20 protein-coding genes are annotated in these 19,748 nt (G+C 43.7%); 17 read left to right on the top strand and 3 right to left on the bottom strand.

Annotated elements, in window-relative coordinates:
- Positions 1-6 precede the first annotated feature (6 nt).
- From B0E43_RS24975 to B0E43_RS24985, 3 genes are read left to right on the top strand one after another with little or no spacing between them, the layout of a single operon-like run.
- Positions 7-591: a Crp/Fnr family transcriptional regulator gene (locus tag B0E43_RS24975; RefSeq protein WP_077346703.1), complete on the top strand. Its 585-nt coding sequence runs from the start codon at positions 7-9 to the stop codon at positions 589-591.
- A gap of 52 nt (positions 592-643) precedes the next feature.
- On the top strand, positions 644-1,879 hold the full coding sequence (locus B0E43_RS24980; protein WP_254423349.1) for an MFS transporter: 1,236 nt from the start codon (positions 644-646) through the stop codon (positions 1,877-1,879).
- A 44-nt stretch (positions 1,880-1,923) separates the two neighbouring features.
- Positions 1,924-2,136, top strand: a complete 213-nt coding sequence (locus tag B0E43_RS24985) for a hypothetical protein (RefSeq protein WP_077346704.1) — start codon at positions 1,924-1,926, stop codon at positions 2,134-2,136.
- A 68-nt stretch (positions 2,137-2,204) separates the two neighbouring features.
- Here the strand turns inward: B0E43_RS24985 and B0E43_RS24990 are convergent, their stop codons facing one another.
- Positions 2,205-3,551 carry a transglutaminase-like domain-containing protein gene (locus tag B0E43_RS24990; RefSeq protein WP_077346705.1) on the bottom strand — a complete coding sequence of 449 codons (1,347 nt, stop codon included), beginning with the start codon at positions 3,549-3,551 and terminating at the stop codon, positions 2,205-2,207.
- 219 nt (positions 3,552-3,770) lie between these two features.
- Here B0E43_RS24990 and B0E43_RS24995 point away from each other — a divergent pair, with 219 nt between their 5' ends.
- On the top strand, positions 3,771-4,544 hold the full coding sequence (locus B0E43_RS24995) for a sulfite exporter TauE/SafE family protein (protein WP_077346706.1): 774 nt from the start codon (positions 3,771-3,773) through the stop codon (positions 4,542-4,544).
- A 123-nt stretch (positions 4,545-4,667) separates the two neighbouring features.
- Here the strand turns inward: B0E43_RS24995 and B0E43_RS25000 are convergent, their stop codons facing one another.
- Both B0E43_RS25000 and B0E43_RS25005 read right to left on the bottom strand, forming a co-directional pair.
- Positions 4,668-5,216, bottom strand: a complete 549-nt coding sequence (locus B0E43_RS25000) for a fasciclin domain-containing protein (protein ID WP_077346707.1) — start codon at positions 5,214-5,216, stop codon at positions 4,668-4,670.
- A gap of 686 nt (positions 5,217-5,902) precedes the next feature.
- Positions 5,903-7,303, bottom strand: a complete 1,401-nt coding sequence (locus B0E43_RS25005) for a sugar porter family MFS transporter (RefSeq protein ID WP_077346708.1) — start codon at positions 7,301-7,303, stop codon at positions 5,903-5,905.
- Between the two features lie 292 nt (positions 7,304-7,595).
- Between B0E43_RS25005 and B0E43_RS25010 the strand changes: the two genes are divergently transcribed.
- The 13 genes from B0E43_RS25010 (at position 7,596) to B0E43_RS25070 (ending at position 19,716) form a co-directional block, all read left to right on the top strand.
- Positions 7,596-8,162 carry a hypothetical protein gene (locus tag B0E43_RS25010; RefSeq protein WP_139352648.1) on the top strand — a complete coding sequence of 189 codons (567 nt, stop codon included), beginning with the start codon at positions 7,596-7,598 and terminating at the stop codon, positions 8,160-8,162.
- Between the two features lie 191 nt (positions 8,163-8,353).
- Positions 8,354-8,614, top strand: coding sequence for a hypothetical protein (locus B0E43_RS25015; protein WP_077346710.1), 261 nt, complete (start codon positions 8,354-8,356; stop codon positions 8,612-8,614).
- A gap of 768 nt (positions 8,615-9,382) precedes the next feature.
- Positions 9,383-10,198 carry a hypothetical protein gene (locus tag B0E43_RS25020; RefSeq protein ID WP_139352649.1) on the top strand — a complete coding sequence of 272 codons (816 nt, stop codon included), beginning with the start codon at positions 9,383-9,385 and terminating at the stop codon, positions 10,196-10,198.
- The gene (locus tag B0E43_RS25025; RefSeq protein WP_077346712.1) at positions 10,195-11,211 is read left to right on the top strand and encodes a S41 family peptidase; all 1,017 of its coding nucleotides are present in this window, start codon (positions 10,195-10,197) and stop codon (positions 11,209-11,211) included. Before B0E43_RS25020 ends, B0E43_RS25025 begins: the two co-directional genes overlap by 4 nt.
- 505 nt (positions 11,212-11,716) lie before the next feature.
- Entirely contained in the window at positions 11,717-13,246 is a 1,530-nt protein-coding gene (locus B0E43_RS25030; RefSeq protein WP_077346713.1) for an arylsulfatase, read from the top strand.
- 71 nt (positions 13,247-13,317) lie between these two features.
- Complete coding sequence (locus B0E43_RS25035) at positions 13,318-14,328, top strand: HAD family phosphatase (protein ID WP_077346714.1); 1,011 nt, start codon at positions 13,318-13,320, stop codon at positions 14,326-14,328.
- 224 nt (positions 14,329-14,552) lie between these two features.
- The gene (locus B0E43_RS25040; protein ID WP_077346715.1) at positions 14,553-15,209 is read left to right on the top strand and encodes a hypothetical protein; all 657 of its coding nucleotides are present in this window, start codon (positions 14,553-14,555) and stop codon (positions 15,207-15,209) included.
- 155 nt (positions 15,210-15,364) lie between these two features.
- Complete coding sequence (locus tag B0E43_RS25045; RefSeq protein WP_077346716.1) at positions 15,365-16,564, top strand: BamA/TamA family outer membrane protein; 1,200 nt, start codon at positions 15,365-15,367, stop codon at positions 16,562-16,564.
- 126 nt (positions 16,565-16,690) lie between these two features.
- Complete coding sequence (locus B0E43_RS25050; RefSeq protein ID WP_077346717.1) at positions 16,691-17,161, top strand: hypothetical protein; 471 nt, start codon at positions 16,691-16,693, stop codon at positions 17,159-17,161.
- Positions 17,162-17,181: 20 nt separating this feature from the next.
- Positions 17,182-17,826, top strand: a complete 645-nt coding sequence (locus tag B0E43_RS25055) for a DUF4136 domain-containing protein (protein ID WP_077346718.1) — start codon at positions 17,182-17,184, stop codon at positions 17,824-17,826.
- Positions 17,827-17,828: 2 nt separating this feature from the next.
- Complete coding sequence (locus B0E43_RS25060) at positions 17,829-18,422, top strand: outer membrane beta-barrel protein (RefSeq protein ID WP_077346719.1); 594 nt, start codon at positions 17,829-17,831, stop codon at positions 18,420-18,422.
- Positions 18,423-18,503: 81 nt separating this feature from the next.
- Positions 18,504-19,055: a DUF4136 domain-containing protein gene (locus tag B0E43_RS25065; RefSeq protein WP_077346720.1), complete on the top strand. Its 552-nt coding sequence runs from the start codon at positions 18,504-18,506 to the stop codon at positions 19,053-19,055.
- 10 nt (positions 19,056-19,065) lie between these two features.
- A complete protein-coding gene (locus tag B0E43_RS25070) occupies positions 19,066-19,716 on the top strand; it encodes a hypothetical protein (protein ID WP_077346721.1) in 651 nt (216 codons plus the stop codon).
- The last annotated feature ends 32 nt before the right edge of the window (positions 19,717-19,748 follow it).

The following is a 19,748-nucleotide window of genomic DNA, read 5'->3' on the forward strand; positions in this document are numbered from 1 at the left end:
GTAAAAATGGCAAACAAGACCGAACTGGATAGCTTTTTGAATTTTCTGCAAAAAATCCAACTGCTTTCTCCAGAGGCATTGGAGGCAATTTATTCCCTATGTGGGCTTATTTCCATAAGAAAAAACCAAAACCTTCAGGAAATCGGACAGCGATGTCGGACCATTTATTTTGTAAAGGCAGGTTTGGCGAGGATTTTTTACCTAAAAGACGACAATGAAGTCACCGAATATTTTGCGTTTGAAAATGACCTGATCATCCGGGCTGAAAGCCTTTTTACTGGCAAACCTAGCATGAAAGCGATCCAAGCACTTGAAAACACGGTTTTCATCGGGATTCCAGCCGAGTCCCTCTTTTCACTTTTTGATACATTCCCAGAAATCGAGCGATTGTTCCGCAAAATAATCGAGCAGGCTTATGTCGCTACGGTCAACCGCATGGAAGCGATTCAGTTTCATCCAGCTGAAGAGCGCTATGCACAGCTTATGGATGAAAAGCCGGATCTGATCAGGAGAATTTCTCTGAAGCACATCGCCTCCTATCTGGGGATAACCCAGGTAAGTCTCAGCCGGATCAGGGCTGCAATCCGCTGATTTTTTAACATTTGTAAAAGGATAGGCAATCTTTGCGCGGGACCTTTGTCCCGTGAAAAAAGAAGATTCTCAAGTTGTCTTGGGTCTGCGTGAAAACTGGCGTCAGTTTTCCCTGCTGGTTCTGATCAATGCCTTTGTGGGAGCCATGATCGGGCTGGAGCGCTCCATTTTTCCCAAATTTGCAATCGAGGTCTTCGGACTTGAGTCCAACTTTGCCATACTTTCCTTCATTACTGCTTTTGGTTTCAGCAAGGCGGCCGCCAACTACTTTTCAGGAAAACTTGCCAATAAAGCAGGGAGAAAAAACCTATTGATTTTTGGATGGATCCTCGCATTGCCAGTCCCGCTTATTCTTGCATTTACCGGAAATTGGAACTGGGTCATTGTATCCAACATCCTTCTGGGAATCAGCCAGGGATTAACCTGGAGCAGCACAGTGGTGATGAAAATTGACCTGGTTGGCGAAAAAGACAGGGGATTTGCCATGGGCTTGAATGAATTCGCAGGCTACTTTGCTGTTGGAATTTTCGCGTTTATCAGTGCCTACCTTGCCCAGGAATTCGGTATTCGTCCCTATCCTTTTCTCCTTGGAGAATTGGTCGCGTTTTTGGGTTTGGTCCTTACTTTACTTTTTGTAAAAGATACGAGAAAGCATGTCTTGAAAGAATCGGAAAACCATTCGGAGATAAATCTTAAGGGTATTTTTTGGGAAACCACCTTCAAAAACAAAACCCTGAGCGCGGTCACGCAAGCCGGACTGGTGAACAATCTGAATGATGGCATGATCTGGGGACTTCTGCCGGTATTATTGATTTCACTGGATTTCAGCCTGGATCAGGTGGGGTTAATCGCGGCAATTTATCCTACAGTCTGGGGCATCAGTCAACTATTCACGGGAAAAATGGCAGACCTTTTCCCAAAGAAAATGCTTCTTTTTTGGGGAATGTTGGTTCAGGGAATTGCCATACTTCTGTTGCCCTTAGCCCAGGGATATCCCCTATTGGTTATTATTTCAGTTGGTCTGGGCATTGGTACTGCCATCGTCTATCCTACCTTCCTCGCAGCAATAGCTGAGGCGACACACCCCCAACAACGGGCAGAAAGCATTGGGACTTTTCGGTTGTGGAGAGATTTGGGTTATGCTGTCGGAGCAATTGTTTCAGGTATTACAGCTGACCTGTTTGGCATTATTTCTGCGATTATTTTAATAGGAATAATTACCATAACCTCATCTTTGGTCATTAAACTGAGAATGCCAGACCAAATCAAGTTCTTACAAACCAATTAAATTATTCCTTCAAATTCAATGAAAGACCTCTAAACCCAATCAAAATGAAAAAATTAAAGTCAATTCTTACCCTTGCTTTGGTATTCGGATTCCTTGCTTCAGTGACATTCACTTCTTGCGGAGGAAAGAAAGAAGGAACAGAAGAAACCACCGAGCAGGCTGAAGGGGAACATCCTGAAGGCGGAGAGCATCCTGCTGGCAGTGACACGACTGAGCATCCAACTGAAGCAGACACCACTGCTACTCCTAGCAAATAAGCTACGATTAAAGCCTGTTTGCTATTTTCACATCTTAATTTGGGCTGCCTCGAGCAGCCCTTATTTTTTTAGGAATCTGCCTTTCGCTGAAAGCTAAAAGTAGATTTTGCCTTCACTTCTTTTCCGTCGATTTCTAGGTATGGATATGCCAGGAAATTGATCGGTCCTGAGGCTGGACTTGGGTTGACAGTTAAGTCTCTTCCGCGGCTCAGTTCGACCCGGTTTGCCGGATGGCGCCCAAAATAATAAGTTGCCAAAGCCGAATATTTATTCGCTTCACTGATGTCTACCGGCCACCATTTGCCATCGGCATAAAACTCCGCCCAACAGTGGTACCCGTCAATTCCACCCTCATTTCTGTCAGAGGGAATGGACGCTCCGATCGCAAATCGAGCAGGAATATCCACAGATCTAGCCAATGAAATAAAGAAGGAATGGAATTCCGAACAATTTCCGGTCTTGGAGTCACAGGCGTAATTGGAGTCTCCCCTTCCAAAATCCCCAAACTTCAAGTAGCGCATGTTATCAATGATATAATCATAGAGCGCACGGGCTTGAATGAGATGACTTTCCCTGATTTTTGGCCCCAATACCTCCTTGGCGATTTCTTCAAATCTTCCACCCTTTGGCATCAGAATATTGGAAGCCAGGTAAACGGCTGGATCGGGAGCAGAAGCTTCATAAGGGCCTTTCTCTTTTCGATTGACGGAATAGCTGATTTCTATAGCCTTTCCACTGTCTTCAGGTCCCAAATCCAGATAAAGGATGGTATTGTCGTACACCTTTTCGTCCAGGTTTCTGTGTTTCCCCGGCAAATCAATGGAAAGAATTGTCACCTCCTGAAAGTCATCCGACTCTGCAATCGGAATCCACATTTTGGCCGGCCCGCTGAGCTCCGGAACCTGAACTGAATAATAAAATTCGAAGGAATCTTCTCCTTCCACTACGCCAAGAAGGCTGTTGTTTGATTGTTCTAAAGGCACGCGATACCAGGTTTTATCTTCTTTTTTCTGTTTCCAACTGTAAAAAGGCTTACCGTTCAGTTTATGAACCGTCGTCTCTGTGACAGTCATACTGCCGGGATCACCTTCCATGAAAAAATCCACATCATACACATCTCCACTCTCATCCACCAGATCCACACAGGCAAAATGGCGCTTTGGGCCCAAATTAGAAAGGTACTCGGTATGCACTCGCACCAATTTCATCCGAAGGTCATGATTTTCATCCTTGACCGGAAAAATCCCATTGTTTTCAGTCGTTTTTGCTGCGATAAAATCCCTGATTCCGGCTTCGATTTCGGCGATTGCCACTTTTTTAAGCGGAGCCTCTTGATTTGTGGATTCAGTTTTGGGTTGGCAGGAAAACGCCAAAATTCCGAACATCGTGAGGAAAAGAAGTTGGGTTTTCTTCATGGGAGAAAATTAAAAAGGATTAGGATGATAAAAAGGATTTTTGAAAAAATGGTTTAGAATTTCAAAATCCCCGGCACTGATTTATTTCAAAAAACAGTCAAAAGCCCTTTAATTGCCACCTATGGTCTATTTTTTTTTAATGCTACTTTCTGTTTTTCAAAATTAAACTTGCCAATTTCTTTATTCTTAAATTGAATTACCATCAACCTAAGACCTGATTTGGACATTCTGATCATTTCTCTGGCAGCATTCCTTACAGCAATTCTGACATTCTTTTCGGGATTTGGGCTTGGGACAATACTTACTCCGGTTTTTGCCCTTTTCTTCCCCATTGATCTGGCAATTGCCCTGACGGGAGTGGTGCATTTTTTCAACAATATTTTCAAGCTTTTTCTGGTGGGAAAAGATGCTGACCGCTCTGTTTTGGTCCAATTTGGGCTTCCTGCGATTTTAGCAGCATTCCTGGGTTCCTGGCTTTTGCTTCAGTTTTCAGAGTTTCGGCCTCTTTTCAGCTACGGGCTTGCCGGACGTGAATTTGAAGTCTCTCCAGTCAAGTTGATCATTTCGATTCTTTTGATAGTTTTTGCATTGATGGATTTGGTTCCTTTTATGGAAAAAGTGCGGATCAAGCCAAAGCATTTACAAATCGGCGGCTTTCTGAGTGGTTTTTTTGGAGGGCTTTCGGGACATCAGGGAGCCCTTCGATCCGCATTTTTGATCAAATCCGGATTAAGCAAAGAAGCATTTGTCGGAACATCCGTCGTGATCGGAACCCTCATTGATTTTACCCGACTGTCCGTCTATGCCACGGGATTTTTGGAGGCGGGATTGCTTGAAAACATCCGGTTGGTCCTAATCGCCACCATCTCAGCCATTTTTGGAGCATATATCGGGAATAAACTTTTTAAAAAAGTCACCTTTAAATTCCTCCAACAGGTAATCGCGATACTTCTTATTCTGATTTCCGTCGCTTTGGGTGCGGGGTGGATTTAATTGGAAATTCCATTGGAAATGGGGGAAAATGAAATCCTGGTTTCGGCCTTTAAACCAAGAGTTTTAAAATAAAAAAACCGGCTTATCAAACCGGTCTTTCTATCATTAAACCTAATCCAATCCTTATTTTGGCAAAATCACCGCGTCAACAACGTGGATCACACCATTGCTTCCAGCTAAGTCCGCTGCGGTCACTTTTGCTCCATTGATCATCACCACACCGTCTTTAATCGATACCGTAAGTTCCTGGCCGTTTAATGTGGGTACTTTTTGACCATCTGTCAGGTCAGCCGCCATCACATTGCCTGCTACCACGTGATAAGTCAAGATGGAGGTCAATTTGTCTTTGCTTTCTGGCTTCAACAAAGTTTCGACTGTTCCGGCAGGAAGAGCAGCAAAAGCAGCATTCGTCGGAGCAAAAATGGTAAATGGTCCGGTTCCGCTGAGTGTTTCCACCAATCCAGCTGCAGTCACCGCAGTGACTAAAGTCGTGTGATCTGCAGATCCAACAGCGATATCAACCACGGTTTTTGGAGCTTCCACCGCTGGAGCAGGGGCTTCTACGACTTCCATGGTTTCTTCGACAGCCTCTTCTTTGGGAGCACTGCAGCTTACTACAAAAGCAGTAGCAAACGCAGCCACTGCCAAGGTCAAGAATTTAATTTTTTTCATTGGATAGTTTATTGGAGTTATTGCATCCTAACAAGCTCAGGTGAAATTTGTTTTGAAAGCATGAATGTCTGGTGGCTGGACTGCAGCAAACAGAAAATATGGAGGTCGTAAAAAAGTTTTATCCTTTGATCAAATTGAATTCACCCAATTTCAAAAAGTAGTATTGTCACTGGATGCAGTGAATTAACCCAACTCCTTCTCCAATTGCACCAATGTTTTTCCGTGCCCAAGGGAATGTCCTCACTCACTCGTTTCCTTTCATTTCCAACTTCTGAGGATATTCATTCAGGTTAATTCCGGTTTGTGGAGACACAAACCGGGGCGGATGTCTCCCGTTCCCAAGTGAGTGTCCTCACTCACTTGTTTCTTTTAATTCCCAACTTCCGATGATACTCATTCAGGTCAGTTCCGATTTGTGAAGACACAAACCGGGGCGGAACTGCCCACTGCAAACTGATCACTTCCAACTGAACACTGTATCACTGCCAACTGACCACTGCTCCCGTGCCCAAGTGAGTGTCCTCACTCACTTGTTTCTTTTAATTCCCAACTTCTGATGATACTCATTCAGGTCAGTTTCGGTTTGTGGAGACACAAACCGAGGCGAGAGAAGTTTCCGGTTTGTGAAGAAATAAACCGTGGCGAATCTGCCCACTGCAAACTGATCACTTCATACTGAGCACTGATCACTGCAACTCCTTCTCCAACTGCTCCAATGTTTTCCCCTTCGTCTCCGGCAAAATCCACCAGATCACCAAAAATCCAACGGCGCAGATTACGCCATAGAGCCAGAAGTTATTGGCCCAACCGAGGTTTTCCTTGATGGCAGGGAAGGAATAGGTCAGGGTAAAATTCCCAATCCAATGGGCCAAGGCTCCAATCGAAATCGCCGCACCCCGCACCCGAGTCGGAAAAATCTCCGAAAGCACCACCCATAATAAGGGCGCTAGAGAAATCGAGTAAAACATGACATTCAACAGCACCAAAATCACCACCGAAGTTCCTCCCAAATCCGCATAAAACGAATAGCCCAATGCGGCATACAGCAGCGTCATGGCCGCAAGGCATACCAGCAGGATGGACTTTCTTCCATATTTATCTACTGTGGCGAAGGTCACAAAGATGGATGCCACCATCACCCCGCCGATCACCACGATATTGAGCATCATCTGCTTGAGCGTGAAGCCGGCCGCCTGGAAAATATCCGCCGCATAGTAGATCACCACATTGATCCCGCTCCACTGCTGGAGAAATGCTAGAAAAATCCCCAGTGCCAGAAGTTTGAGCACATTCTTTTTCAGGAGTTCTCCCAAGTGGACCTCCCCAAGATCGCCTTCGCTCAGGGTAGAAAGCGTTTCGGCCACCGAATCTTTGGCATATTCCGTTCCCCCTATCTTGGTCAGGACCTTAAAAGCCTTATCCTGCTGGTTGTTTTTGATCAGCCACCGGGTGCTTTCCGGCACAAAAAACATCAGTACAAAAAACAATACCGCCGGAACGGTCTCCGCACCAAACATCCATCGCCACCCCTCCTGCCCGCTCCAGCTCGCTGCAATTGCCGCAAAATCCGCATTTTCGGCTAAATCCGTATCCAAAAGCGAAATCTGCCAGTTGGCGATCTGAGCCAAGAGAACCCCGAGCATGACCAGAAATTGGTTGATCGTTACCAATCTGCCCCGCTTCTCCGGAGGTGCGAGTTCGGAGATGTAAAGCGGGGATAGATTCAGCGCAATGCCCATACCGACTCCTCCGACGATCCGGTAAAAATTGAATCCCCAAAACGTCACTGCTAAGGCCGTCCCGATTGCCGAAACGGTGAAGAGTAATCCGGCAAGGATGAGCAGTCGCTTTCTCCCAAACCGGTCACTCATGAAAATGCACAAAATCGCCCCGACCATACAACCCACCAAGGCCGAACTCGTCCCCCAACCCTGATCTTCTACCGAGGTGATATTGAAGTAAGGTTCGTAAAAAGGCTTGGCCCCTCCTATCACCACCCAATCGTACCCGAATAAAAATCCGCCCAAAGCGGCGGTCATGCTGATCAGCCAAATATAGGTTTGGTTGTAAGGGTAGGTTTGGGCCATAGGTAATTTGGGAGAAAGGATAAATCAGTCCCAAAAAATACCGGAAAAATTGAGAGATACAATCCTGCTGGGGAGTTTGTGTGGATTCTCAGGGCTGACATTTCCCGTCTCTGCACCAGCAAATCGTTTTTCGTTTTCAGAGAAACTAATATCTTTAGAGAAATGAATCACAAATGGAAAATCCTCTGGGAATATTTTTCAGCAATACCCGCCTCGGGTGTAAAGTCGATGCCTTGGGGTATGGATGGATGGAGGAAGTTAGGATAGTGGAGGGGGGAATTAAATTAATTTTATGAGTGAAAGAAATAAATTTCCTTATCAAATGATCGAAGAGGCTTTGGACGAATTGATAACCTGTGCAAAATTCTCAGTATTTTATGATAAAAAATTTGGAAATAAACTTGGTAGAGTTGTTACCGGAAATCTTGGTTATCCCTCAGCAATTATTCTTTTTTCTATTATTGATATTATAGGAAATTGCTTTAAAGACAAGAAGGATTTAGAAATGATTGTGGATGGGAAAAATGTTAGAGTAATTTCAAAAAAGGATGAAAGTTCATTTTTTATTTTAAACAGTAAATACTTTAATCAAAATTTGACAAATGAAGAAATAAAATACTTATACAATAGATTCAGAAGTAAACTTATTCATAACGGATTGATAGGAGCGGAAGCAAAAATGTTTCCTACGTCGACTAAACATAAAACGGCATTCTTTTCTACAACTTCAGAAGGCAAGGGAAGATACTCAGTTTCTTTGGAAGAATTGTTTTATTTATGTGAAAAAGCTATAAATATGTTTAAAATTGATTTAAAAGAGGTAGTTGAAAGTAGTAGATTAGGTAAAAAATTCCCTTGATTAAAAGCCACTTCAGTTTAATTTTTCATTCTTCTTGAGATCCAATTTGCATTTAATGTAGTCTATCATTGAAAACTTTATAGAGCCTTAATAACTAAAATATGACAGTTTATGTCAGATAAATATTTATTTTCACCCTTTATTCTAATCTGAATATTGTAAATTTATGATGTTTATTAACCACAAATATCATGAAAAATAATTTTCAAAAAACTATCACATTGGAATGTCCAAGTTGTAAAAGTCAAGATCTGACGTTAAGTCATAATAATGGTTACGGAGAATGTAATTCTTGTGGAAGGAAATTCTCTGGCGGCCGAGAAGAACTTATTAGACTGAATTCTGATAAAATTGATGATGTAAAGAAACAATTTGCAAATGACGCAACAAAGGAACTCGAAAAAGCACTTAAAAATGCTTTTAAGGGCAACAAGTTTATAAAGTTCAAGTAATTAATTCATACTTCCTTGCCTCAGAGTATTCTCCTAACTTTAAGCTTTGAGGTTCCGTTGGCGCTAGGTGTAATTTGCCACCCTGCAATCTGGCCCAAGGCTAAAATGATTCACCGCGGCGAATCATTTTTTTACGCATTGTCCTACCTTAATATCCTTCGGAATTTGTAATTCCATTTCCCAAAAACTATCTAAAGGATTGGGCTAAAGCCCGGATATCTCCTGCATAATTTCTATCCCCCAGCTGAAGCTGGGGGCAATTCATGGTTTGGTATTTATCGGCTATGAATTGGAATGTGGCTTTAGCCCATTCCAAAATGGAATCACAAAATTTCCGGGGCTTTAGCCCAATTGTTTTTGGATAATTTGGCGAATGTTTCCACAAGTTCAACACCCTTCGGGGTTGTCGTCTTCGTCCTTGATTTCCTTTTTCCCTAGGTTGCACCTAGGGCTATTGAGAAGTTCGACGGCTTCACCGTCGTGATTTCCATATTTTAAAATCGCCAAAACCCAAATTCCCTTCACCTTTTGGTTTCAATTCCCGACCCCGACAGGGGTCAAACTTCTCAATAGCCACGGGTTGGTGGGTGAGCTTGTCGAATCCCAACCCGTGGACAAGGATACCACCTCACGATCCAACGACCCCGAAGGGTGTCGGACATTTAACCCCCAAACGCCAGCCCAAAAACACATTTTGACTTTTGCCTTGCAACCTTTCCTCAGTTTCCAGCATCTTTGGGTCTGATCCCCTTCCAAACCGGATACCTTATGCGGAAATACATTTTTGTTCTCTTGCTGTATTTGTTCTTTGTTCCTGTACTAAATGCGCAGGAAAAACCAAAAGAAAGCTATTTCGGACTCGGTTTGGGACTTCAGTCCCGGACGTTCAAAGACCAACTCGTCACCCAGTCCACCTATCAGGGTACGAGCTTTTTCGTGTCGCTTCAGCACCAAAAAATCAAAGGAAATACCCTCCGGTATTTTGAGTTTGAGGGTTCGATCGGTTCTGTAAAGACAGATGAATTTGACAGAGATCAGGCTGGGGGTAAGTTTCAGGCGCCATCGGTGAGTTCGTTTTGGAATGAAATCGAATTCCGCCACCTGTTTCTTCTGAGTGAAAGACCAAAAGGCTCCTGGTTTCTGGGGCCTGCAGCTTATCACCTTCTCCACCTACGGATAGGTCCAAGGTGGGACAACAGTCAGCTCAATTATGAAATCGGCGGAGGACTCAAGGCAGAAGGCGCTTATCGAAGACCTGTCCGCGTAATGAAAAAAGATGCACTCTTGCAGGTTGGTCTTCAAGTCCCTCTGGTCGGATATATCCTGAGGCCTTCTTATTCCGGAGTGCCGGACTTTTTGGATATCAATAAGGATTTCCTGGTGGATATGTTTGAAAACAATTACGTGACCTGGATGGGGAATTTTCCAAGGATTCAGACTTCATTTAGACTGGATTTGCCGATAGCATCCGGCAACCGAATGCAGGCTGGCTACGATTGGCAGTTTTATTCCTTTCAGGAACCCTGGACCACCCAGGCTGCGGTGCATACCTTTTCCCTTAACTTCTTCTTGAGAGCGAAATGAAAAAGAACCTCCTATATCTAATCGCAGGATTTTTGGTCGTATTTGGCCTGAATTCCTGCAATCAGCTTTTCATCGAGGAAGATCCGGAAAATTCTTTTTCTGAAAACTTCGAAGTCCTGTGGAACACCATGGACCAGCGCTACACTTTTTTCGAATACAAAAAGATCAACTGGGACAGCATTTATACGGTGTATCAGCCCTTGGTAGCAGGCAGCAAAAGTGAAAAGGAGTTTTTTGACCACATGGCAGCCATGCTCAAAACTCTGAAGGACGGGCATGTCAATCTCCGGACTCCATTTGACATCAGCAGATACCAGCCTTACCTGGATGCGGCACCCAATTACAGTTTTGAAGTATTGGAGCGCAACTACCTGGGAAATTACCGGATCACCGGCTTCCTGCTCAATCAAGAAATTGACGGAGTGGGTTATATCCACTACAGGAGTTTTGTGAACAGGATTTTGGATTCGGAACTGGACGAGGTTATCAACCGCTTCGAAAATCTCCCCGGCGTGATCATCGACGTAAGAAACAACGGTGGGGGCAATCCTGAAAATGGCCTAAAAATGGCCCGAAGGATGATCTCGGAACCGACCCACATCTATTCTTATCAAACTAAGAATGGACTGGGAAAAGATGATCTGGGCGAATTGAAGAAAATCCTGCTCGAACCCGAGGCAGATAAGCCAAAGTTTAAAGGGAGAATTGTGGTCCTGACTAATCGGGGGGTTTTCAGTGCGGGCAGCTATTTTGCAGCCTACATCCGGGGAATTCCAAATGCGATCCTGATGGGTGATAAATCAGGCGGTGGCAGCGGCGTCCCTGCAGGACATGACCTTCCAAACGGCTGGTATTTCAACTTCAGTTCTACAATCGGATACACCGTGGATGGAATCAACTTTGAAAACGGCGTACCTGTGGATATTGAAGTGAACATGAGTCCAGATGACATCTCAAAAGGAAAGGACCCCATTTTGGAAAGAGCCATCCAATACATCAAAACCGGAAATTGAAGGCGGGTTGGGCGAAATTGAATCCTTCAGGGAATTGAGGACATGAAGTGCTATTTTCAACTTTGATTTTTTCTTCCGGCAACGAGACTGGCATTAGTCCTTAATTTTCTGAATTATCTAAATGGTTCAATCAAAAAAATTAAAAACGATTTCCCTGAGACTGTCGAATGGGACTTTTCCAGCCAAAATCTCTCCCGATTATCGTCGTGACAGACTCTAGCCCTCCGCCTCGGCGAGGGGAATTTGCCTAAGGCCAGCATCAAAACATTTTTTCTTTGGCTAGGTAAAACATCGCGGAAAAACACATATGGTAAGGCTTTGAATCAATCCTGAACTTCAAAAGCTTCTGATTTTTGCCAATGTTGGATCATTCTTGACATTTTCATGATCAATATCAGTATTTCAGACCCAAAAGGTTGAAACTGATTATACTACCTTTCGCTAAAGGAATTGCGACCTTTTTCTCACAAGTTTTTTCCCTATTTACTAACTATCAATTCATTTTATGAAAAAAACCATGCTAACCTTTGGGATTGCTTTGGCCTTTGTGACCCTAAGCTTTTCCCAGGAAAAGAAACCCAACATCTTGGTTATCTGGGGAGATGACATAGGACAGTTTAACATCAGTGCCTATAATATGGGGATGATGGGATACAAGACTCCAAACATTGACCGAATCGGCAAAGAAGGAGCAATTTTTACTGATTGGTATGGACAGCAAAGCTGTACAGCGGGTCGGGCGGCTTTCATCACAGGTCAATCACCAATCCGAACAGGCCTTACCAAAGTGGGTCTACCCGGGGCACCCGAGGGGATGACGAAATTGGATCCGACTATTGCCACTGTACTAAAAGCTCAAGGCTATATGACTGGTCAATTTGGTAAGAATCACTTGGGAGATTTGGATGATATGCTTCCTACCAATCACGGTTTTGATGAATTCTATGGTAACCTCTACCACCTCAATGCCGAAGAGGAACCAGAGCATCCGGACTATCCTAAAAACCCTGAATTTAAAAAGAAATTTGGCCCAAGGGGTGTGATTGAGAGCTACGCTGATGGAAGAATAAAAGATACAGGACCTCTGACTAAAAAGAGAATGGAAACCATCGACGAAGATGTCAATAACAGAGCAATGGATTTCATGGAGAGAGCCGCAGAAGCTGACAAGCCATTTTTCATCTGGTGGAACAGTACCAAAATGCACGTCTTCACGCACCTGCTTGACAGCCTAAAAAACAAAACCGGATTGGGAATCTATGCAGACGGAATGGTGGAACATGACAGACAGGTCGGACTCCTTCTGGACAAGCTGAAAGAACTCGGTTTGGAAGAAAATACGATCATCATGTATTCTTCAGACAACGGTTCTGAATCCTTTTCCTGGCCCGATGGTGGAACTACCATGTTCAGAGGAGAGAAAAACACCCAATGGGAAGGCGGATATCGGGTTCCAACTCTGATCAAATGGCCGGGTGTAATTAAGCCGGGATCAATCATCAATGAAATTGGGGCACACGAGGACATGCTGACCACATTTGCTGCTGCTGCGGGCGTTACAGATGTAAAACAAGATTTGCTTTCTGGAAAAAAGATAGGAGAAACAACATATAAAGTACACTTAGACGGATACAATCTTATTCCTGCCTTGAAAGGGGAATCTGCATGGCCACGCGTGGAGTTTATCTATTGGACAGATGATGGAAGTGTAGCAGCTCTCAGATATGGCAACTGGAAGGCTACTTTCTTACGTCAGGATGCTCATGGATTGGCGGTTTGGCAGGAGCCATTCACCGTTCTTCGTGCTCCGATGCTGACTAATCTAAGAATGGATCCTTTTGAATTGGCTCATGAAATCGGAATGGATTATGAAAGATGGTTTGCAGAACATATGTTTATGATCGCACCTGCCGCAGGGTATGTAGGTCAATGGCTGCAAAGTTTCAGAGAGTTTCCTCCAAGACAAAAGCCTGGAAGTTTTAACTTGGACAGAGTCATGGAATCAGTGACTCAAGGGTCGGGAGTAAACAAATAAGTTAACCATCGATACCTAAAAGTAGCCGGGGTAATCTTCAAGATTGCTCCGGTTTTTTTAAACCCTATTTTATGAAAAAGCCCTTCTCAATTCTTTTTATTCTCCTCTTTGTTTTTGGTTGTAACAAAAAACCGACAGAAACAAATTCGTTGGATACCACAGCAATCAAGGATTCACTTCCTTCTTGGAATAACGGAAAAAGCAAGCAAGCAATTCTGGATTTTGTAACCAAAACCACAACGCATGGCAGTCCGGATTTTATTCCTGAAGCCGATCGGATTGCAGTTTTTGACAACGATGGTACTTTATGGTCTGAGCAACCCATGTATTTTCAGCTTGCCTATGCCATCGATTTTATCAAAAAAGAAGCACCAAACCATCCCGAATGGGCTGGTAAGGAACCCTACAAAAGTCTTCTTGCCGGAGATTTGGCAGGTGTGATGAAAGGCGGGGAAAAAGCCCTGATCCAATTGGTAATGGCTTCTCATGCAGGAATGGACAGCGAGGCGTTTACCAAATCTGTGGAAGATTGGCTAGCCACTTCAGTTCATCCCAAAACAGGCAAACCCTACAACCAAATGATTTTCCAGCCGATGGTTGAGCTGTTGGATTTGCTCAGAGGCAAGGGATACAAAACCTTCATTGTGTCAGGTGGTGGAATTGATTTTATGCGGGTTTGGGCAGAAAAAGCCTACGGAATCCCTCCCTATCAGGTCATCGGTAGCTCAATCAAGGCGAAATATGAAGTAGTAGAAGGAAATCCGACCATCTCCAAATTGGCGGAACTTAATTTTATCGATGATGGGGCAGGAAAACCTGTGGGCATCTTCCAGCATATTGGCAAAAGACCGGTTTTCGCGGCAGGCAATTCAGACGGAGATTACCAGATGCTGGAATATACCACGACCGGTGCAGGGCCACGCTTTGGATTGATTGTCCACCATACGGACTCTGTACGGGAATATGCCTATGACAGGGGCTCACCCATTGGAAAATTGGAAAAAGGACTGGACGATGCTCAGAAGTTCAACTGGCTGATTGTGGATATGAAAACAGATTGGAATAATATCTATCCTGATTGATTCATATCCGATTTTTCTTGCTTTGATTCCCTTAAACTTCAATGTGATTCATTATTAGTTTTACCGGTCTTTTCAAGTGCTAAATTTTCCTCAAATTCAGTAGGCTGAATGATTTTTGTCATGAATTTTGGAAAAAGTCTATGTCATATTTGTTCACGGGGGTTTCAAACCTTTAGTGATTATCTTATTGAAAACTTGAAAATTGTTTAATTAAGCATTCTAATATGAAAAAAATTACACTCGTTTTTGTTTTGGCCTTGATCGCCGGAACAGCATTTTCTCAGGAAGTCCGTCTCAATACGTATGCAGGTTATGTGTTTGATGATAAGGTGGACAGCTACTATTCTGCCAATTCCTATTATGAGGGAAAAATATTAGGGGGATTTAGATGGGGAGCAGGACTTGAATATAAGCTTCCTAATACTACCAAAGCTTTCGAACTCCAATACCTCCACCAAAGTACTACTGCTCCACTTACCTATGTAGACTCAGGAATTTTGGGTGGCCAGCTTCAGAATACGGAATTTGATCTTTCTGCAAACTGGATCATGTTGAATGGAACAAATTATTTCCCAGTAAGTGAAGTAGCAGAACCATATTTCGGATTTGGTATCGGAATGGTGATTTCCGACGTCACCAATCCTGACAACGGAAACAGCGACGGCGCAACCAAGTTTGCTTGGGCACTTCGCGGCGGTTCCAACTTCTGGTTCTCTGAGAAAGTTGGCTTAAAAGTCCAGGCTACTCTGATGTCTGCAGTTCAGGGCGCAGGAGGAGGAATGTATTTTGGAACCGGTGGTGCTGGAGCAGGAGTCTCTACCTATTCCACGATTTATCAGTTTGGATTTGACGGGGGCTTGGTTTTCAGATTCCCTCAATAATATTTCGGGGAGGTAGAAGCACTCTTCCTCCCCTTCTTTTCTCTAAAAAATGCAATTAATTTTTTCAGGATTAGGGAAAATTCCATTTCGGAATCACTCCTAAAGGTTAGATTGGATTCAAAATTACCGCGTCCATCTAAACCTCCACCCTTTCGATGAAACCAGGCTTGCTCCTCGGACTTTTTTTAGTCCTTACTTTAAAACTCTCCGCTCAAACCGATTCGGTTACCTTTCGGCCCAACAAAATTAACCAGTTCAAGCTGGTTCCTCTTCCTGCCATAGGTTCAAATCCAGCCAACGGATGGCTTTTTGGTTTGGCACCCTCAGCCACTTGGTATATGGGCGATCCCGCCACCACCAAGATGTCCAACTTCGTGGGCAATTTCCTCTATACGACCAAAAAGCAATGGATCTTCAGCTCCCGAAGCAATATTTTCCTGAATGAAAACAAAACGATACTGATCGGAGACTGGCGGTATTTCATCACTTCCCAACCTACCTATGGCCTGGGTTCCAGCACTCCAAATGACCCAATCGAAAATCCAAACCAACCCGGAGTTTGGTGGGGAGAACAGCAAATGGATTTTAGGCTGATCCGATTTTATGAAGCAATTCTCAAACGAATCGGAGATTCGAAATTCTACCTTGGTGCAGGGTACCATCTTGACATTCATTCCAAAATCGAAAGTTTCCAGGACGAAGAAATCACCGGGGAACTGGAGTTTGTCCATGACCGATACAACTCTGATCTGGGATTTGACACTGATAAATACACAGTTTCCGGGATCAGTCTAAACATGGTCATGGAAAACCGTGACAATTCAGTTTCTCCATACGAAAAGAACTTTGGTTGGATCCAATACAAAATCAATCCGACCTTTTTTGGTTCAGACCAAAGTTCATCCTTGCTGCTGATGGATTACAGGCACTACATCAATCTGAGCGAGAGCCGGAAAAGGCACCTGATTGCACTTTGGGGGATGGGTAACTTTTTGGTATCAGGCGACGTGCCCTATATGAATCTTCCGGGTATAGGATGGGACATGTTTGGTCGAACAGGAAGGGCTTATGCGCAGGGCAGATTCAGAGGTGAAAGCATGGTTTACACAGAGGCGGAATGGAGATTTCCACTTCAGCAAAACAAAGAGACTTTTGGAGGAACGATCTTTGTCAATGCAGCAAGCTTTAGCAGCAAAACCAACAACGAAAAGCTTTTCGAAAAATTCAATCCCGGTTATGGAGTGGGCTTAAGAGTAATGATCAACAAACAAAACAGGACGACAATTTCGGCCGATTACGGCTTTGGACAAAAGGGCAATTCAGGCTTTTACCTGAATGTGAACGAAAGCTTTTAATCAGTATAGTTTAACAAAATACCCTTGCAAAGCTGATTTTTATCATGAATTTATTTTAGACAAAACCGCAGCTTTACACCTGAAATTTTAATCTCAATTCTTTATTCCAGCTCAATTTTAAAAACTATGAAAAAATTATTACTCTCAGCCTTCATCTTGTTTGCTGTAGGCTTTGGAAATGCATTCGCACAAACTGTTGATGAAGAAATCAAACTGGTACAGGAGGCTTTTGGCAAAGACAAAAAAACGCTAATTGAGTCTTACATGAACCTTTCTCCGGAAAAAGCAGCTTCATTCTGGCCTATTTATGAGGAATTTGAAGCAGAAAGGAAAGTGATTGGCAAGGAGCGAATCATGATCATCAATGAATACATCGAAAAATTCACTCATATCGGAGATGCAGAGGCAGATGCTTTGACTACAAGATCACTGAAAAACGACGCGGCCCTGAACAAACTCTACAGCACCTACTATTCAAAGTTAAAAAAGGCAACTTCCGCAATGGATGCAGCTAAATTTATTCAAGTAGAATTTTACATTTCCAATACCATCCGAAACGTAATTCAGCAAGAATTGCCATTTATCGGAGATATTTAATTACAACTTCTTACCATTTTATGGGTAATTTCTTTAAGCGGTCTAGCACCGCACTCCTTTTGGCGGCATGCATCATGGCATGCTCGCCAGAAGGAGCTACTTTCGTCGAGGAACTCGATGTAGTCTATACAAATCACAACCCCGCGTTTGATTTTTCCTCAAAATCCACCTATTCGCTTCCTGACAATGTAATCAGCATCTCGAATGGAGCATTGCCGGGTGATTCTGAGGAACCCGAATTTTTGCCTCCTCAGTTAGCCAATCCCATCCTCGCTACCCTTCGCAGCAACATGGATGCCCTCGGATATCGAGAAGTGGCAGAAGCTGCCGGCCCGGATTTGATAATTCTGCCTTCTGCCCTTCAGACCACAGAGATTTATTATTACTACGATTGGTGGTATTGGAACTGGTACTATCCCGGCTATGCGCCCGGATGGGGTTGGTATTATCCCGGCTATTACCCTCCTACCGTTTCGGCTGTTAGATCAGGTAGTATTTTCATTCAAATGACCAGTCCCAAAGACATCAACGCTGACAATGAAATCGCCGTAAACTGGATAGCTATCGTAAACGGACTTCTCGAAGGTGAACCCGGTACTGCTGCCGGCCGTATAGACCGAACCCTAGATCAGGCTTTTTCACAATCTCCTTACCTGCAGAAATAACCATGAAGAAGCACCTGATTTTATTCTTTGTTTTGATAGGCGTGGGAGTAAATACTTATGCCCAAAACTCACTGTACAGCTTCAACTATGCTGTGACTATGCCAACGGGAAATACCGCTGATTTCATTGACGTGGTTTCTGGAAGGGGATTTGTATTTGAATACCAGAAGTTTATCAAAAGCCATGTAGCCATCGGCGGGGAAGTAGGTCACACTACGATCTTTGAGCGAACTGAAAACGAAGTCTATACCCGCGAGACAGCATCCCTGTCCGGCATCCAATATCGGTATCAATATTCCTATCCGATCATGGTAACTGGTGCCTATTACCATTCTTTCACCGATTTGTTTAGACCTTATTTCTCTTTGGGTATCGGCACAGTGGCCAACAAAAGAACGATAGAAATGGGAATGTACGAATCGGATGAGACGCATTGGCAATTTGGATTCAGACCAGAACTCGGCACATTGATTCAGCCCAGCGATAATGTTGCCTTTCGGGTTGGTGCAAAGTATTACGGAACCTTGGAAGGTGGTGGGCTGGAAGGCCAGTCCAATCTGAGCTTCAATATCGGATTGGTAATTCTGAACAATTGAAAGCAAAAAACCCGGAAGAAAAATCCGGCTTGTTAATAGTTTCGAGTTGATTGAAATATTAGTATCCTAACTCAATTTTCGATGAAAAGAAACCTGATTCTTCTGATTTTGCCCCTAGTAATCTGGAGCTCATGCGCCCCTACCCGAGTAGTGGTGGAGAAAAACAAGTACGAAGATTTCAAATTGGGACAATACTCAAGCTTTGATTTTGCCCAAATCGATACCCCAAATGACAGTTTGGTGCCTTATCAGCAAATCGTTACCCAGTTGAAAGAAAACATCACCTCAGCCTTGGTAGCAAGGGGATTGAAACTTGATCCTTCCGCTCCGGACCTTAAAATCAATCTGGGAGTTGTGGTGGCTGACAAAGTCCAAACTCGGGAAACCAATGTAACTTCTGATCCATTTACGTACTCCGGTCAGCGTTCCTACTATTGGGAAGTCAAAGAAATACCCGTCAACACCTACCGTGAAGGAAGCTTAACTATCCACTTTGTAAACAACCCAGGAAATGTCCTGGTTTGGGCGGGATTGATTTCTGAAGTTGTACCCAAAAAAGAAGAGGAAAAACCAGCGGCAATTCAAGATGCTGTTGACCAAATATTTAAATACCTTGACATTAATAACAAATAACTTTACAACTATGAAAAAACTATCTTTTCTAGCCAGTCTTGCAATCGTATTTGCTCTGGCTTCTTGTGCTCCCAGCACCAAAATGATCGGCTCATGGTCTAGTCCGGACAAGCCGTCCGCTGCCTATCAAAAAATCATGGTAACCGGTCTTACCAGTAACCTTGTCAACAGACAGGCTTTTGAAGAAGAGTTGGTAGCCACTTTGATCGAAGACGGAGTCCCAGCAACCAGCAGTTTGACCCTTATTCCTGTGGGATCTGCAGCGACTGAAGCGGGAATGGCCAAGGCGCTCGAAACTGTCAGAAGTTCAGGCCACGACGGGATCTTGACTGTAGCCCTTTTGGACCAGACTTCAGAGACCCGCTATGTTCAGGGTACAACTTCCTACGCACCAATGGGATATGGTGGATATTACGGTAGATATTCCGGATACTATGGCTATTATGGCGCGATGACCTATGATCCGGGTTATTACACGACCGATAAGCTTTACTACATCGAAGTCAACCTTTATGATGCAAAAACTGAAGGTCTGGTTTGGTCATCCCAATCAGAAACAACCAATCCAAGTAACTTGGAGGCATTCTCCCATACTTTTGCAGGTGTCGTTGTTGATCAATTAGTCAAAGACGGAATCATCTCCGAAGGAGCCAAAAAGTAAGCATTCCTTTTAAAAGCAAAATCCCCCGAATT

The sequence above is a fragment of the Algoriphagus sp. A40 genome, from assembly GCF_002002735.1.
Lineage (GTDB): Bacteria > Bacteroidota > Bacteroidia > Cytophagales > Cyclobacteriaceae > Algoriphagus.

What these genes read in the sequence shown, in the direction of transcription:
- B0E43_RS25025 (WP_077346712.1), top strand. Translation starts at nt 10,195, where the DNA reads ATGAAAAAGAACCTCCTATATCTAATCGCAGGATTTTTGGTCGTATTT.
- B0E43_RS25040 (WP_077346715.1), top strand. Translation starts at nt 14,553, where the DNA reads ATGAAAAAAATTACACTCGTTTTTGTTTTGGCCTTGATCGCCGGAACA.
- B0E43_RS25010 (WP_139352648.1), top strand. Translation starts at nt 7,596, where the DNA reads ATGAGTGAAAGAAATAAATTTCCTTATCAAATGATCGAAGAGGCTTTG.
- B0E43_RS25065 (WP_077346720.1), top strand. Translation starts at nt 18,504, where the DNA reads ATGAAAAGAAACCTGATTCTTCTGATTTTGCCCCTAGTAATCTGGAGC.
- B0E43_RS25045 (WP_077346716.1), top strand. Translation starts at nt 15,365, where the DNA reads ATGAAACCAGGCTTGCTCCTCGGACTTTTTTTAGTCCTTACTTTAAAA.
- B0E43_RS24985 (WP_077346704.1), top strand. Translation starts at nt 1,924, where the DNA reads ATGAAAAAATTAAAGTCAATTCTTACCCTTGCTTTGGTATTCGGATTC.
- B0E43_RS25015 (WP_077346710.1), top strand. Translation starts at nt 8,354, where the DNA reads ATGAAAAATAATTTTCAAAAAACTATCACATTGGAATGTCCAAGTTGT.
- B0E43_RS24975 (WP_077346703.1), top strand. Translation starts at nt 7, where the DNA reads ATGGCAAACAAGACCGAACTGGATAGCTTTTTGAATTTTCTGCAAAAA.
- B0E43_RS25060 (WP_077346719.1), top strand. Translation starts at nt 17,829, where the DNA reads ATGAAGAAGCACCTGATTTTATTCTTTGTTTTGATAGGCGTGGGAGTA.
- B0E43_RS25050 (WP_077346717.1), top strand. Translation starts at nt 16,691, where the DNA reads ATGAAAAAATTATTACTCTCAGCCTTCATCTTGTTTGCTGTAGGCTTT.
- B0E43_RS25070 (WP_077346721.1), top strand. Translation starts at nt 19,066, where the DNA reads ATGAAAAAACTATCTTTTCTAGCCAGTCTTGCAATCGTATTTGCTCTG.
- B0E43_RS25005 (WP_077346708.1), bottom strand. Translation starts at nt 7,303, where the DNA reads ATGGCCCAAACCTACCCTTACAACCAAACCTATATTTGGCTGATCAGC.
- B0E43_RS25030 (WP_077346713.1), top strand. Translation starts at nt 11,717, where the DNA reads ATGAAAAAAACCATGCTAACCTTTGGGATTGCTTTGGCCTTTGTGACC.
- B0E43_RS25000 (WP_077346707.1), bottom strand. Translation starts at nt 5,216, where the DNA reads ATGAAAAAAATTAAATTCTTGACCTTGGCAGTGGCTGCGTTTGCTACT.
- B0E43_RS25035 (WP_077346714.1), top strand. Translation starts at nt 13,318, where the DNA reads ATGAAAAAGCCCTTCTCAATTCTTTTTATTCTCCTCTTTGTTTTTGGT.
- B0E43_RS24990 (WP_077346705.1), bottom strand. Translation starts at nt 3,551, where the DNA reads ATGAAGAAAACCCAACTTCTTTTCCTCACGATGTTCGGAATTTTGGCG.
- B0E43_RS25055 (WP_077346718.1), top strand. Translation starts at nt 17,182, where the DNA reads ATGGGTAATTTCTTTAAGCGGTCTAGCACCGCACTCCTTTTGGCGGCA.
- B0E43_RS25020 (WP_139352649.1), top strand. Translation starts at nt 9,383, where the DNA reads ATGCGGAAATACATTTTTGTTCTCTTGCTGTATTTGTTCTTTGTTCCT.